Source organism: Neisseria sp. HMSC061H08 (assembly GCF_001836795.1).
Classification (GTDB): Bacteria; Pseudomonadota; Gammaproteobacteria; order Burkholderiales; family Neisseriaceae; genus Neisseria; species Neisseria subflava_A.
This window is the reverse complement of record NZ_KV830556.1, coordinates 109,888-123,749: the sequence shown is the minus strand read 5'-3', so window position 1 is coordinate 123,749 and position 13,862 is coordinate 109,888. Positions and strand designations below refer to the sequence as shown.

Genomic DNA, 13,862 nt, shown 5'->3' with positions numbered 1-13,862 from the left:
TTACCTTTTCAGACGGCGCGTCTTCCATATTGCATCAGCGCCAATCCGATTACGGCCGCCAAACAGCCGGCAACCAAGGAAACATGCAATGCCTCGCCCAAAAACCAAGCGGAACACAAAATGCCGAATACCGGCACCAAAGTAATGTACGCTGCCGCGCTGCCTGCGCCCAAAGTCTTCACGCCCTCGAAATACCACGCATAGCTCAAGACCGTTGCACCGACAGACAGGCCAATCAAAGCAAACCAGCCCCTGCCGTCCATTTCGGCAAGCATACAAAACGGCAGGCCATCTGAAATCAGCGCAGGCGGCAGCAACATCATTGCACCCAGCCAAGCGGTGGCCACGGTTACCGTCAGTGCATCAATCCCCTGCAACACCGCCCGGCCTATCATCGTATAAGTGACCAAGCAGCAAAGGCTGCAAAACACCAGCACTTCGCCCCACCCTATGCCGCCGCCCGACAAAAATGCCGCAATCTCGCCATGCGTGACCGCCCATATCGAGCCTGCCACTGCCAACAATATGCCCGACACAATCTTGCCATTGAGTTTTTCACCAAACAGCAAAGCTGCAAAAAACATCGTCAACACAGGATTAAACGTAACCAACACCGTCGCCCTTGAAGCAGGAATCCGCTGCAAACCCAGCATAGACAATACGGTAAAACCAAATACGCCGAATGCCGCCGCCAGCGCCAATCCAAGCCATTGTTTGCGCGACAAAACCGCCAAAGTACGCAACCGATACCGTGCAAACAGCCAACCCAAAAGCAAGATCGCCGCCGTCAAAAAGCGCAGCATACCGCCCGTTAAAGGCGGCAGTGCCTGTCCCAACATCCGCCCCATCGGCCAAGATGCGCCCCAAAACGCCGCCATGCCCAATAGTTTTAGATGGATTGCCAAATGTTTCATGGTGATAAATAACTTGAATAATCGGTTTTAAGCTTGCGCCAACCATCACGGAAACAAAGGCCGTCTGAAAGACTGAAACCCAGCTTTTTCAGACGGCCTTTACTGCTCAATCAATCAGGCTTACAACCCAATGCCTTTGAGTTTTGCCACGGTGTTAATGTCTTTATCGCCGCGACCGGAGAGGTTGACCAAAATCACTTGGTCTTTGCTCATTTTCGGCGCATTTTTCACCGCCCAAGCAACGGCGTGGCTGGATTCCAGCGCAGGAATAATGCCCTCGAAACGGCAGAGCAAATCAAAGGCTTCGAGTGCTTCGTCGTCTTTGGCAACGGTGTATTCCACGCGGTTGATGTCGTTCAAATGGCTGTGTTCCGGGCCGATGCCTGGGTAGTCCAAGCCTGCGGAAACAGAGTGCGTACCCAAGACTTGACCGTTTTCGTCCTGCATCAAATAGCTGCGGAAACCGTGCAATACGCCGATGGGGGCTTTGCTGGTAATCGGTGCGGCGTGGTCTGGCGTATCCACGCCCAAACCGCCGGCTTCTACACCGACCAAACGCACGTTTTCTTCTTCGATATAGGGATGGAACAAACCGATGGCATTCGAACCGCCGCCCACGCAGGCAACGGCAACATCAGGTTGGCGGCCGATGGCTTCCAACATTTGTTCTTTGGCTTCATTGCCGATCACGCATTGAAAATCGCGTACCATTTCGGGATACGGCGCCGGCCCTGCGGCAGTGCCGATGATGTAGAATGTGTCGTCCACGCGCGCCACCCATTCGCGCATGGCTTCGTTCATCGCGTCTTTCAAAGTACGGCTGCCGCTGTCGACGCTGACCACGTTCGCACCCAATAATTTCATGCGGAACACGTTGGGCATTTGACGTTGGATGTCGTCCGCGCCCATGTACACGTCGCAAGTCATGCCGAAGCGTGCGGCAACGGTGGCGGAAGCCACGCCGTGCTGACCCGCGCCTGTCTCGGCAATCACGCGTTTTTTGCCCATGCGGCGAGCGAGCAATGCCTGACCGATGGTGTTGTTGACTTTGTGTGCGCCGGTGTGGTTCAAATCTTCACGCTTCAGCCAAATTTGTGCGCCGCCCAAATGCTCGGACAATCGCGCGGCATGGTAAACAGGGCTGGGACGGCCGACATAGTGTTTCAAATCATGGCGGAACTCTTCCCAAAATGAAGGATCTTCTTTCGCTGCTTTATAGGCTTCTGCCAATTCTTGCAAAGCCGGAATCAGGGTTTCGGAAACATAAAGACCGCCGTGTTCGCCGAAAAAGCCTTTCTCGTCGGGAGCGTGATAGTTTTTCATGGAAATTTTCCTTGTTCGTTTTATGGTTTCAGACGGCCCGATTCAGTAAAGGGTCGTCTGAAAGTAAAAATTGTCAGCAATTATAGCCGTTTTCCATTCATCTTGTCGGCAACTAATTGAATAATAATATCAGCAGACAAAATAGGAACAACAGCGTACTGCTCGATGTTGCAAGCAATGCCGCACCCAACGGCGGCGCAATATATTTTTCTTCGTTTTTGTTTCTCAGGCATATTTTTAGTGCCAACATCCCCAGCCACAGTGCCAGCAACCAACAACCCAGAAAGTTAAGCGCAAGCAAAGCAATGATCAACGAATCAGTATTTATGGTACTTGTGTTCAAAAATATCCAATTAAGGCCGTTAACAGACATAATGACTGTAGATATTTGTATCACATACAAAAGCGTTCCGCCCAACAATATCTTGATCTGCCATTGTTTGGCCTTCAGCCACACTGAGGCGACATTAAAAAGCCACCACAACGCCATAAACGTCATTAAAGAGATTTCATAACGGTCCATCGCCCTACTCCTGAAAAACAGTCAATCCAGCCGTTTCAAAAAAAGCCCGATACGCCGCCGCTTTTTTCGCCAAACTCAAAGGATAGGCGCGCGAAGTCGAAGGCAGGCGCGTCAGGGTCAACTCACGCCCCGCATAGGGAAACGGCACTGTTTCGCCGGTCTTCGGCATCTTCATGCCGCTGCCTTGAATCTCCAACAAAACTTCGGTTGCCTTGCCGCCGGTGGTGCAAAGATGGCGGCACTCGGGCATTTGCGCCAATACTGCCGCCAAATCGACGGTTTCTATCACTTTTAAAAACTTATCCGAAGCATTGCCATGTTCGCGTATTGCCTTCAACACGGTCGGACAGGATGCAATGCCCTTCTCACTTAAAAACGCTTTGATTTTATCAGCATCAAACGCCTTTTCGCCCTGCTTTTGAAAATGCGCCGCATCGCCGAAAAACACCAGCCCGTACACGCGCCACATATCGTTTTGAAAATTCGGATAATGAAACTGCATCGCGTGTTTTTCTTCTTTAGGCGGAAACGTCCCCATCATCATGACCGTTGCCTGCGGCGGCAACAAGGCTGCGAAGGGGTGGGACTCAACGATTGGCTCTTGCATAGCTGTATTCCGGTTGCTTTGAATTCAAACAAAATTTCAGACGGCCTTTACTGCCTGAATAAACGCCGCCATTTTCTCCCTGCTCTTAACCCCACCAGAGATTTCCACGCCGCCGGACACATCCACCGCCGCTGCGCCACTGATTTTCACCGCTTCGGCAACGTTTTCCGCAGTCAATCCGCCGGCAAGTATCCACGGTTTGCCGATATTGCCGTGCAACATGGTCCAGTCGAAACTTTGTCCCGTACCGCCGTATTCGGTCGGATGATAGGCATCAAACAGCAAGGCACGGGCATTCGGAAATTTGGCACAGGCCGTCTGAATATCGGCAGCGGACTGTACGCGCACGGCCTTCAAATACGGGCGGTCAAACCGACGGCAAAAATCATCGTCCTCATCGCCGTGAAACTGAATCACATCTATCGGCACCTGACGCAAAATCTCACGGATGGCTTGCTCGTTTTCATTCACAAACAAGGCCACCACCGATACAAACGGCGGCAAATTTCTCACAACCGCCTGCGCCTGCTCAATATTCACAGCCCGTTTACTCTTGGCGTAAAACACCAGCCCGATGGCATCCGCGCCCAATTCGGCCGCAGCCAGCGCGTCTTCAGGTCGAGTAATACCGCAAATTTTGGTGCGTATGGTGTTCATGGCAATGGCCTTTTTAAACAGATGGGGCGGATATTATATAAGTTTAAGGCCGTCTGAACATGAAATATCAGGTTCAGACGGCCTTAAACTTTAAAACAACCATCAGCCGATAATTACTAATAACTTTGTAATTATTACCCTATCTTTAAACTGCCTATTTTTTCATCACGATTAATTTATTCTTTATTATCAAATATCAAACCAAACTATCCACAATTGGATTCACACAAAATTTGGATAATGCCCATCAATGAAAAATATTCAGGCCGTCTGAAAAGTCTTTCAGACGGCCTTTTATCCTTTTTACTCAAACGGTTTCTTCTGCCAATAAAACTTATCCTTTTTCAGACGGCCTTGAAATATATCGTCTTGTCCCAAAGCAAACACCAACGCGCCTGACAAATCCGTTCTCAACAAAGTAATTCCGTGCGCGCGGACACGATTTTGTACGGCAACGGTCGGATGTTTGTAGGCATTGGCATAGCCGCTGGATGCCACGGCATATTGCGGCGAAACCGTATGCAGAAAGCTGCCCGACGAAGCCGTGCTGCTGCCGTGATGTCCCAATACCAACACTTGGCTATACAGCGCATTGCCGTATTTCTCAATCAAACCGGCCTCGCCCTTTACGCCCAAATCGCCGGTTATCAACAAGGCTTTGCCGTTTGCCACGACACGCAATACGCAGCTTTGGTCATTATCTTCCTTGCCGGAATTTTCAGACGGCCTGAGCAACTCGAAATCTACGCCGTCCCATTGCCATTTGTCTTCTTGGCAAAACTCTGCATTCGGATAAAACTCAGGTTGTCCGGCAAGCAATTTATCAGCACCGACAGCCGCTACACTTTGAAAACCGCCGTCATGATCAATATCATGGTGCGACAAAATCAAGCTGTCCAAACGGCGCACACCCATAGCATTCAAACTCGGCACAATACCTGTTTGCGCCACTTGCTCCGTTCCTGTATCAAACAAAAGATTACGGTTACGCGTTTGTATCAACACCGACAAACCTTGCCCTGCATCCATCACCGTAACTCTTGCCACCCCCTCCTCCAGCTTGGCAGGACGGTAAAATACAAAACCCAATAAAACCAGACATGCCCAAGGTTTCAAGCCCATTCCTCGTGGCAGCAATAACAGCAAAGCCGCCATCATCGCCAACACCAGCAAAGGCACAGGCGCCGCTGCGACGGCAAATTCAGGCGATACCGTAGCCAGCCATACCAAACCACGCAAAGTGTATTCCGCCAAAAATGCCGCTACCAACTGGACAAGTTCAAAAGAAAAAACCGAACCCAACAAAGCCAACGGCGTCAACACCCAAGAAAACCAAGGAATAGCCAGCGCATTGACCAACGGACTGAACAAAGGTAACGAAGCAAACAAATAGCCCAGCAATACCACCGACAATACAGTTGCCGCCCATTGCCCCCGTACAGCCAAACGCCAGCCCGATTCTTTCAGACGGCCTGATGAAGCCCAAATCAAAGCAGCAACCAAACCGAAAGACAACCACGTTCCCACACCCAATACGGCCAACGGGTCCAACAACAAAACAACGGCCAAAGCCTGCCACCATGCCGTCCAGCCCGAGCCGCCACTGCCGCGCCACCATGCCCACGCAAACGCAGCCAACATCAATACACTGCGTTGCGTCGGTACGGAAAAACCGGCCAAAAGCGCATAAAACAAAGCCCCTGCAACACCGCCTGCCAATATCCACACACGCGGTTTTGCCGGAATCCACGGCAAATAACGGAAAATTCGCTTAATCAGCCAGGCAAACAATACCGCCACCATCGTCACATGCAAGCCCGAAATACTGACCAAGTGCGTCAGTCCCAAAGGGCGGAATGCCTGCCACAAAGGCGGCCGCAACGCCGATTGCTCGCCAATACTCAAAGCACGCATCAGCCCTATGCCGTCTGAAAACTCAGGGTATTTGTCCGCCGTTCCCTGCCAACTTCGGCTTACCGCATCACGCATATTAGCCAAACCAAAACCACCGCCTTGCCGCACGAGTTTCCTATCGCGTCCCAAAGTACCCATGCCATCGATACCATTGGCCAAAGCCCATGTTTCACGGTTCAAACCGCGCACATTCACTTCACCGATTACCGGCCTTACCCGCGCCGACACAGACCACCTGCTGCCCACCGCCCAATCGCGCCGCTGATAATCCGACAACATCAAATCAAAAGCCTGCCCACGCCCATCCCAAGCCCTTGCCACGAACTGCACGCGCCGACCATCATCACGCGGCATATCCGCCACTTCAACCGTCAAAACTTTAGCCGATACCTCCCCCACAAGCCATTGACCAGCCAAAACCAGCCCGGTCCGCCACACTCCAAACGCCATGCCCATACAGACGGCCAGCACCAACCAAGCCACAGCAAATCTTCGACACAACGCAAGCGCGCCAATGATTACAGACAACCAAACCCACCATGGCGGCACAAACGGCAACGCAAACGAAAGCACTACACCCACCACCCAAGCAGGCAACACAAACCGCCACGCCATGAACGTTTTCCCTTAAATTATGATTATTAGATATGTAATAATAAATGCTTTTAGTAGATTATGACAAATGCCAACCTGCATTAGCAAATAAAAAGAGAGGTTCAAATCATTTTAAAACCGATAGATGCAAAAAAGCGCAATCTGAAACAGATTGCGCTTTTTTATAAACTGGCACGCCCACGGGGAATCGAACCCCGGTTACCGCCGTGAAAGGGCGATGTCCTAACCGCTAGACGATGGGCGCGGAGATTTTCTGTGGCGCACCCGGAGCGATTCGAACGCCCGACCCTCTGGTTCGTAGCCAGATACTCTATCCAACTGAGCTACGGGTGCATCAAGAAAGATTTGAATTATAAAGAGAGGGCTATTTACTGTCAAGCGTTTTATTTGGAAAACTTGCAGACAGCGTGTAAAATGCGCATTTGCTATTGAATTTACAGAGAATAAAATGTCAGATTTCGCACGCTGGCCGCTCTTATCCGAAGCATTTTCCCGTTTGGGACGGCCTGTGGTCGTGGTGGATTTGGAGACGACCGGTGGAAATTTCTATCAAGACAGGATAACGGAAGTCGCCCTTGTTCGTTTTGAGCAAGGACGCGCCACACATTACGAGCAATTGGTCAATCCTTGCCGCAGCATTCCCGAATTTGTTGCCAGACTGACCGGAATTCATGATGAAACGGTGAAAAACGCGCCTGTCTTTGCCGATATTGCAGGCGATTTGTTGCCGCTATTGCAAGGGGCTGTAGTTGTTGCGCACAACAGCCGCTTTGACTATACCTTCCTGCGCCACGAGTTTGCCCGTATCCATACTGACTTTGCCGCACCCTCGCTCTGTACGGTTCAACTGTCGCGCCGCCTGTATCCTGAGTTTTACAAACACAGCCTCGACAGCATTATCGAACGCACCGGCATTCAGACGGCCAACCGCCACCGCGCCATGACCGATGTTGCCGCATTGTGTGATTATCTCGAATTAAGTCTGGCAGAAAAAAATCATCAACAATGGGACGAACACGTCCGTGTATTGATGAATCCGAAAATGTTACCCACTTGGCTGCCTGATTCGCTCGCCCAACAGCTCTATGCCCTGCCCGACAGTTACGGCGTATTGGTTTGGTTTGACCATTTCGGCAAAGCCCAAGCCATTGAAGCACATGAACGCGCATACAGTGAAACCGCTACCCTGCTGCACAGCAAAAAACTGCCACCGCACATCAAAGCCGCAACCTCCATCCGTTTTATTCCGGCAGTCGGGCAGCTCCATACATTATGGCTCAAAGCCCAGACCATGCAGGAATACCAACTGATGCCGTCTGAAAAATCCACATCGTTTTCTACCGTCCGCTTTATCGCTGACGAACACGGCAGCCTTCAAGCACGCATTGTCTTGTTAAATAGCGGCACCAGAAATTGGCGCCCTTACGGTTTGTTTGCCCACAAAAAAGCAGCCAAACGCGCTTTGACGCAATGGTCGCAAGAACACAGACTCTGCCCAGATTCGCTCAACATTTTGCCGACCAGCTACGCAAAGGGAGAACCCTGCCCTGTCGAGACCGTCGGCAAATGCAACGGCGACTGCCGCCAGCCAAACGGCATCAAACATCAAAACCAACGTATTACCGAGCTTGCCCACCTACTCCCCGTAACCGATTGGGGCAAAGCGCATGAAATTGAAATTACCGAAACCGACCCCCTGACCGGAAACAGCATTACCCTGCTCTGCGCTGGCGGCGCGTTGGCATTGCCTGACGGCAGCTGGTATTTCGACAGCAGCCTGCCTCTCGTGATCAAAAACAAATTCAGGCAAGACAAAGAAAATATCCGTCTGATTGCTTAAAACAAGGCCGTCTGAAAACCAAATTTTCAGACGGCCTGATGTGGATAACTTTCCGCTTTATTCTCGACACAAAAACTGCCTAAATTTTAATCAGAACTTATTTTTATAATAGCAATCAAATACTAAACCAATTTATACACAAGCTGTTCACACAATTTTCAATGAAAGCTGTGTGTACCCGGCCCGACGAGTGAACCATGAACAATCCTGCAATCATCTTCTTTGACATCGACGACACCCTCTACCGCAAATACACGGATACCTTACGCCCTTCGGTCGCACAAGCCATGCGCGCATTGAAAGCCAAAGGTATTCTGACAGCGATTGCCACCGGCCGTCCGGAAGCCGCCATTCCCGCCAAAGTCAAAACCTTAATTCAAGAATGCGGTATCGACATGCTCGTTACCATCAACGGCCAATATATTTCCTTTCGCGGTGAACCCCTGCAAAGCTACCCTTTGGACATTGCCGACATCGAAACCGCCATCAACCTGCTTGAACAACACAAAATAGACTACGCATTCGTCAACAACCAAGAAATTGCCGTTTCCTCCCATTCTCCGCGCGTTGTCGAAGGCTTATCGCATATCCTGCCCAACTTCCTGACGGACAAAGAATATTTCCGCAAACAGCCTGTTTATCAGATGTTGGTCTTTGTGGACAAGGAAGAAGAAAAAATCCTGCAACCGCTGACCCAGCAACACGGCTTCAAATCCGTCCGCTGGCATGAATATGCTGTGGACCTGCTGCGCAAAGAAGGTTCAAAAGCACGCGGCATCGCCCACGCAGTGGAAAAACTGGGCATTGATATGAGCAAAGTAATGGCGTTCGGCGACAGCTTCAACGACTTGGAAATGCTGTCAACCGTCGGCTTTGGCGTTGCCATGGACAATGGCGAAGAAGCAGCCAAAGCGGCTTCACAATTCGTCTGCCCAAGCGTTGATGAAGACGGCGTATTGCGCGGCTTGCAAGAATTGGGCGTAATTTAAATTATCAAATTAAAAGGAAAAGGCCGTCTGAAAAAATGTTCAGACGGCCTTGTTCTATCTATAAACTTTCTGCTTACTTCGGCAATACCAAAAAGCTAATCAGCAATTCTTTAAATACGAATCCAAACACACCCAAGCCCAAAACCAAGAAGAGCATGGCAATGCCGAATTTGCCGGCTTTGGATTCTTTACCCAAGTTCCAAACAATAAAGCCCAAAAAGATAATCAGGCCGCTCAGTAGGATTTTCATTGCCCATGAGGCGAATTCTGCTTCAGTCATATTCTTTCCTTGTATGGTTCAGATGTGTGTTCATAAATTTCAGACGGCCTTACTGCAACAGGCCGTCTGAAATATCTTTTTTGAACTTATTTGTTCAAGACTTGTTTCAAATCTTCAATCAAATCGTCAACGTATTCCAAGCCGACAGACAGGCGCACCAAGCCCGGGCGGATATTGGCGGCAAGTTTTTCTTCAGGCTGCATACGGCCGTGAGTCGTTGTCCACGGATGGGTGATGGTTGAGCGCACGTCGCCGAGGTTGGCAGTACGGGAAAAGAGTTCTACGCCGTCCACGATTTTCCATGCCGTTTCTTGGTCTGCAACTTCAAAACCTATAACAATACCGCCGCCATTTTGCTGTTTGCGGATCAGTTCGGCTTGCGGATGGTCGGGCAAACCGGTGTAGTACACGGCTTGGACTTGCGGCTGCTCTTTCAACCATTGCGCGATTTTCAGCGCATTGTCGTATTGTTTTTCCATACGCAGCGACAAGGTTTCCACGCCGCTCAACAACTGCCATGCGTTAAACGGAGACATCGCCAAACCGCAAGAGTTGCAATACATGGCAACTTGCGTCATCAATTCTTCCGAACCGGCCAACACGCCGCCCATCACGCGGCCATGTCCGTCAATCGCTTTGGTTGCGGAAGACACGGAAATATCCGCACCGTGTTTCAAAGGCTGCGAACCGGCTGGTGACAAGAGACTGTTGTCTACCACCAAAAGCGCGCCGATGCTGTGTGCCAGTTCTGCCAACGCTTCCAAGTCGGCAACTTCGCCCAAAGGATTGGACGGGGTTTCCAAAAACAGCAATTTGGTATTGTCTTTAACCGCGGCTTTCCACTCGTTCAAATCGGTTGGCGACACATGGCTGACTTCGATGCCAAACTTAGTTACGATATTATTGATAAAACCGACAGTCGTACCAAACAGACTGCGGCTGGAAATAACATGATCACCGGCTTGCAAGAAGGTAAAAAACGCTGCCTGAATCGCGGACATACCGGTCGAAGTGGCTACCGCGCGCTCTGCGCCTTCCAATGCGGCAATGCGTTTCTCAAAGGCGGCAATGGTAGGGTTAGCCGTACGAGTATAGGTAAAACCTTTGATTTTTTTAGAAAACAAATCAGCAGCATGTTGGGCGTTTTCCCACATGAAGCTGCTGGTCAAAAACAGAGCCTGATTGTGTTCATAATATTCAGTTTGCTCTTTGCCACTACGGATGGCAAGCGTTTGAGGATGAAGTTTTTTGCTCATTTATTTTTCAATCTACTGTATGTTCCGATGGGCGCAGTAAACAATGCGCCCGTTTAATTTGTTAACATTTTGCGCTTATTCCTGTCATCTTTCAAGCAGGAGGCCGTCTGAACAGTTACTGGTAAACCTGTCCACCGTGCTTCAGCCAACCGTCTTCATGACGGCCTGCCGGATCATGATGCGTCCAATGGATAACGCCGCCTTGCTCCGACCATTCATATTCGCCGTAAAACGCGACTTTATCACCTTTTTTCAAGCCTTTGATTTTGTCGGCCAAATCGATATTATGCGCCACCAAAAGCGTTTGACCGCTGGAAAGTTTCAAAATAAAGCGTTGATGGCGCGTGCCTTTGTTGTCATCCGGCAGGGTTTTCCATACCGTGCCCTCGCCTTCAACCTGAATATCGCTTTGCTCGTTTTCAAACGCCTGTTTCAAAACCGCTTCGGCTGATTCTTTGCCCGAACCGATTTGCTGCTGAGCCGTATCGGCATTCTTTTTGCCCGCATTATTTTGTTTTTGAACGGCTTCTATTTGCTGCTGATTCTGCGATTGTACCGGCTGCTTGTTTTGCATTTTGTTATAGGCAAATACGGCAACCAAAGCAATCAGCAATACAATGATTTTATTTTTATTCATAACAATCTCAAAAAAAAATGCCCGATTCTGCATCGGGCATATCAACTATTTAGAAAGGATATTTATCACGAAACCGTGAGCCGCCATTATACACGCTTCGTAAAATTTTAAGGGAATTTTACGCCTAAGGCCGTCTGAAATTTTTCAGACGGCCTGGATACTCAACGGCGGTATTTCATTTCAGTCTTCATATCGTCCAAAATACGTTTGACATTGTGTTCCAATACATCTTCCACCAAGCCCGGCGCCTGCTCGTTCAACATTTGTTGCAACTGATAAGTGAACACAGCCATTTGTTTTTGCACGGCAATCCGAATCATGCCGTTGACCGCATCGGCCACATGGGGGCGCAAACGCTTAATCAGACGCTCGGTCAAATCTTTTTCAGAAACACAGAATACTTCCCGGCGGCCGATCGCCTGCGGGTTCAATACATTGATATGGACATTGATGGCCGGTTCTTGTTCAAGGCCGTCTGAAACCGCCTCTTCAGCCGCTTGCGCATCATCATTTTCCGGTTTTTCAGTTTCTTCCACTCCAGGTACATCAAAATCTACAGCACCTGATTTCGGATTCAGTCTGACGGTGCGCGTTGATTCGATATGACGCTCTGAAGCCGCAGCCTGCAATGCCGATTGCGCGCTCAACCAGTTGTCTTGCAAAACCACCATTGCATCGGTTTCCACTGCTTCGCCCTCGTCGGCAAGGGCAGTATTGTGTTCCAACTGCCAGCGGTACAAATATTCTTCCAATACTTTTTCACGATTGTCCGCATCTAATTTATATTCTTTTTTAGGCGCGGTTTTGGGCGCAACATCAACAGCATCGTCCGATTTTTTAACCAATGGCGCATGAGTCGGCACAGTATTGAATTGTCGTGCCTGACGCAATCTTTCCAGGCGTTTTTCCCAATTCAGGTCTTCTTCCTCGAGGGCTGCGGGGTCAAGACGGTTGTTTTCCATAATAATCTCGTTTTTTCATTTTTATTGTGAACCGCATTCAAACCTAAAATCACTTGAAATACGGCCGATGGTTGGACATATCCGGCAAGCCGGCGCAAGCGTCACATTTTAATATTAATTCGCTATATAATCACTATTTTATTTAACTTAAGGATACATCATGAGCAGCATCGAACAACGCCTCGAATATCTGGAAGAGGCCAACGACGCTTTGCGTATGCAAAACCACGTCCTCGCCACCGCACTCAAAGGCCTTATCCGCTCCCTGCCCTCCGACATGGCCAACGATGCCGTAGAATCCATCCAGCTTGCCTTTGAAGACGCGTTGGCGGAATTGAGCTATGAAGACAGTCCGCACACCGACCTCTTCCATGACGTAACCTACGCATTTTTCCGAGAAAAAGACCACTGATTTCGGCTAGTTTGTTCACAAAATTATGCTAAACTAAGATTTTATCCGTTAACATTTTATTAAGAAAGCACATATCATGAACATGAAAAAATGGCTGGCCACTGCCCTCGCTTGTTCCGCCCTTGCCCTGACTGCCTGCGGCGGTCAAAGCAACAATGCCTCTGCTCCTGCCGATAAAGTGTACCGTGTCGGCTCCAACGCCGAATTTGCCCCATTTGAATCTTTGGATTCTGCCGGCAAAGTGGAAGGTTTTGACGTTGACTTGATGGACGCCATGGCTAAAGCCGGCAACTTCAAAGTCGAATTCAAACACCAGCCATGGGAAAGCCTCTTCCCTTCTCTGAACAACGGCGACGTGGACATCGTTATGTCCGGCGTAACCATCACTGACGACCGCAAACAAAGCATGCTCTTCAGCGATCCATACTTTGAAATCACCCAAGTTGTCCTCGTTCCAAAAGGCAAAAAAGTAGCTTCTTCCGAAGACCTGAAAAACATGGCCAAAGTCGGCGTGGTAACCGGCTACACCGGCGACTTCTCCGTTTCCAAACTCTTGGGCAACGACAATCCGAAAATCGCCCGCTTTGAAAGCGTTCCCCTGATTATCAAAGAATTGGAAAACGGCGGTTTGGACTCCGTCGTCAGCGACAGCGCGGTTATTGCCAACTATGTGAAAAACAACCCGACCAAAGGCTTGGATTTCATCTCCCTGCCTGACTTCACCATCGAAAACTACGGTATCGCTGCACGCAAAGGCGACGAAGCAACCATCAAAATGTTGAACGATGCGCTGAAAAAAGTACGCGAAAGTGGCGAATACGACAAAATTTACGCCAAATACTTTGCTAAAGAAGGCGAAAAAACCGAAGCAGCCAAATAATCCGGTATGACTTCCTAAACTAAAGGCCGTCTGAAAACTTTTCAGACGGCCTT

13 protein-coding genes, 2 tRNA genes and 1 pseudogene are annotated in these 13,862 nt (G+C 49.6%); 4 read left to right on the top strand and 12 right to left on the bottom strand.

Annotation, left to right across the window (positions count from 1 at the left end; translation table 11 throughout):
- Positions 1-8: 8 nt before the first annotated feature.
- The 8 genes from HMPREF2675_RS01500 to HMPREF2675_RS01465 all read right to left on the bottom strand — a co-directional run bounded on the left by HMPREF2675_RS01500 (position 9) and on the right by HMPREF2675_RS01465 (position 6,886).
- On the bottom strand, positions 9-914 hold the full coding sequence (locus HMPREF2675_RS01500; protein ID WP_070813822.1) for a DMT family transporter: 906 nt from the start codon (positions 912-914) through the stop codon (positions 9-11).
- Between the two features lie 120 nt (positions 915-1,034).
- A complete protein-coding gene (trpB, locus tag HMPREF2675_RS01495; RefSeq protein ID WP_070813821.1) occupies positions 1,035-2,237 on the bottom strand; it encodes a tryptophan synthase subunit beta in 1,203 nt (400 codons plus the stop codon).
- Between the two features lie 112 nt (positions 2,238-2,349).
- The gene (locus tag HMPREF2675_RS01490) at positions 2,350-2,760 is read right to left on the bottom strand and encodes a hypothetical protein (protein WP_070813820.1); all 411 of its coding nucleotides are present in this window, start codon (positions 2,758-2,760) and stop codon (positions 2,350-2,352) included.
- Positions 2,761-2,764: 4 nt separating this feature from the next.
- A complete protein-coding gene (locus HMPREF2675_RS01485) occupies positions 2,765-3,367 on the bottom strand; it encodes a DNA glycosylase (RefSeq protein WP_070813819.1) in 603 nt (200 codons plus the stop codon).
- A gap of 36 nt (positions 3,368-3,403) precedes the next feature.
- On the bottom strand, positions 3,404-4,024 hold the full coding sequence (locus tag HMPREF2675_RS01480) for a phosphoribosylanthranilate isomerase (protein ID WP_070813818.1): 621 nt from the start codon (positions 4,022-4,024) through the stop codon (positions 3,404-3,406).
- Positions 4,025-4,327: 303 nt separating this feature from the next.
- Entirely contained in the window at positions 4,328-6,553 is a 2,226-nt protein-coding gene (locus HMPREF2675_RS01475) for a DNA internalization-related competence protein ComEC/Rec2 (protein WP_070813817.1), read from the bottom strand.
- 169 nt (positions 6,554-6,722) lie between these two features.
- Positions 6,723-6,797: transfer RNA gene (locus tag HMPREF2675_RS01470), tRNA-Glu, on the bottom strand.
- A 12-nt stretch (positions 6,798-6,809) separates the two neighbouring features.
- Positions 6,810-6,886: transfer RNA gene (locus tag HMPREF2675_RS01465), tRNA-Arg, on the bottom strand.
- Positions 6,887-7,001: 115 nt separating this feature from the next.
- Here HMPREF2675_RS01465 and HMPREF2675_RS01460 point away from each other — a divergent pair.
- Together HMPREF2675_RS01460 and HMPREF2675_RS01455 are read left to right on the top strand one after the other, a co-directional pair.
- A complete protein-coding gene (locus HMPREF2675_RS01460; protein WP_070813816.1) occupies positions 7,002-8,393 on the top strand; it encodes a 3'-5' exonuclease family protein in 1,392 nt (463 codons plus the stop codon).
- 197 nt (positions 8,394-8,590) lie between these two features.
- A complete protein-coding gene (locus tag HMPREF2675_RS01455; protein WP_070813815.1) occupies positions 8,591-9,382 on the top strand; it encodes a Cof-type HAD-IIB family hydrolase in 792 nt (263 codons plus the stop codon).
- Positions 9,383-9,455: 73 nt separating this feature from the next.
- On the opposite strand, the gene HMPREF2675_RS01450 is transcribed toward HMPREF2675_RS01455, so the two are convergent.
- From HMPREF2675_RS01450 to HMPREF2675_RS01435, 4 genes and pseudogenes are all read right to left on the bottom strand, one after another.
- Entirely contained in the window at positions 9,456-9,662 is a 207-nt protein-coding gene (locus HMPREF2675_RS01450) for a DUF2788 domain-containing protein (RefSeq protein ID WP_003680520.1), read from the bottom strand.
- Between the two features lie 86 nt (positions 9,663-9,748).
- Entirely contained in the window at positions 9,749-10,918 is a 1,170-nt protein-coding gene (metZ, locus tag HMPREF2675_RS01445; RefSeq protein ID WP_070813814.1) for an O-succinylhomoserine sulfhydrylase, read from the bottom strand.
- Between the two features lie 115 nt (positions 10,919-11,033).
- Positions 11,034-11,595 (bottom strand): annotated as a pseudogene (locus tag HMPREF2675_RS01440) (DUF3465 domain-containing protein).
- A gap of 121 nt (positions 11,596-11,716) precedes the next feature.
- Positions 11,717-12,517, bottom strand: coding sequence for a hypothetical protein (locus HMPREF2675_RS01435; RefSeq protein ID WP_070813812.1), 801 nt, complete (start codon positions 12,515-12,517; stop codon positions 11,717-11,719).
- Between the two features lie 160 nt (positions 12,518-12,677).
- Here HMPREF2675_RS01435 and HMPREF2675_RS01430 point away from each other — a divergent pair, with 160 nt between their 5' ends.
- Both HMPREF2675_RS01430 and HMPREF2675_RS01425 read left to right on the top strand, forming a co-directional pair.
- Positions 12,678-12,929, top strand: a complete 252-nt coding sequence (locus tag HMPREF2675_RS01430) for an NGO1151 family protein (RefSeq protein ID WP_003680526.1) — start codon at positions 12,678-12,680, stop codon at positions 12,927-12,929.
- Between the two features lie 76 nt (positions 12,930-13,005).
- Positions 13,006-13,809: a basic amino acid ABC transporter substrate-binding protein gene (locus HMPREF2675_RS01425; RefSeq protein ID WP_070813811.1), complete on the top strand. Its 804-nt coding sequence runs from the start codon at positions 13,006-13,008 to the stop codon at positions 13,807-13,809.
- The last annotated feature ends 53 nt before the right edge of the window (positions 13,810-13,862 follow it).

Excerpts from the sequence above, each read along its gene's own strand:
- HMPREF2675_RS01500 (WP_070813822.1), bottom strand. The coding sequence starts at position 914 with ATGAAACATTTGGCAATCCATCTAAAACTATTGGGCATGGCGGCGTTT.
- trpB (WP_070813821.1), bottom strand. The coding sequence starts at position 2,237 with ATGAAAAACTATCACGCTCCCGACGAGAAAGGCTTTTTCGGCGAACAC.
- HMPREF2675_RS01490 (WP_070813820.1), bottom strand. The coding sequence starts at position 2,760 with ATGGACCGTTATGAAATCTCTTTAATGACGTTTATGGCGTTGTGGTGG.
- HMPREF2675_RS01485 (WP_070813819.1), bottom strand. The coding sequence starts at position 3,367 with ATGCAAGAGCCAATCGTTGAGTCCCACCCCTTCGCAGCCTTGTTGCCG.
- HMPREF2675_RS01480 (WP_070813818.1), bottom strand. The coding sequence starts at position 4,024 with ATGAACACCATACGCACCAAAATTTGCGGTATTACTCGACCTGAAGAC.
- HMPREF2675_RS01475 (WP_070813817.1), bottom strand. The coding sequence starts at position 6,553 with ATGGCGTGGCGGTTTGTGTTGCCTGCTTGGGTGGTGGGTGTAGTGCTT.
- HMPREF2675_RS01460 (WP_070813816.1), top strand. The coding sequence starts at position 7,002 with ATGTCAGATTTCGCACGCTGGCCGCTCTTATCCGAAGCATTTTCCCGT.
- HMPREF2675_RS01455 (WP_070813815.1), top strand. The coding sequence starts at position 8,591 with ATGAACAATCCTGCAATCATCTTCTTTGACATCGACGACACCCTCTAC.
- HMPREF2675_RS01450 (WP_003680520.1), bottom strand. The coding sequence starts at position 9,662 with ATGACTGAAGCAGAATTCGCCTCATGGGCAATGAAAATCCTACTGAGC.
- metZ (WP_070813814.1), bottom strand. The coding sequence starts at position 10,918 with ATGAGCAAAAAACTTCATCCTCAAACGCTTGCCATCCGTAGTGGCAAA.
- HMPREF2675_RS01435 (WP_070813812.1), bottom strand. The coding sequence starts at position 12,517 with ATGGAAAACAACCGTCTTGACCCCGCAGCCCTCGAGGAAGAAGACCTG.
- HMPREF2675_RS01430 (WP_003680526.1), top strand. The coding sequence starts at position 12,678 with ATGAGCAGCATCGAACAACGCCTCGAATATCTGGAAGAGGCCAACGAC.
- HMPREF2675_RS01425 (WP_070813811.1), top strand. The coding sequence starts at position 13,006 with ATGAACATGAAAAAATGGCTGGCCACTGCCCTCGCTTGTTCCGCCCTT.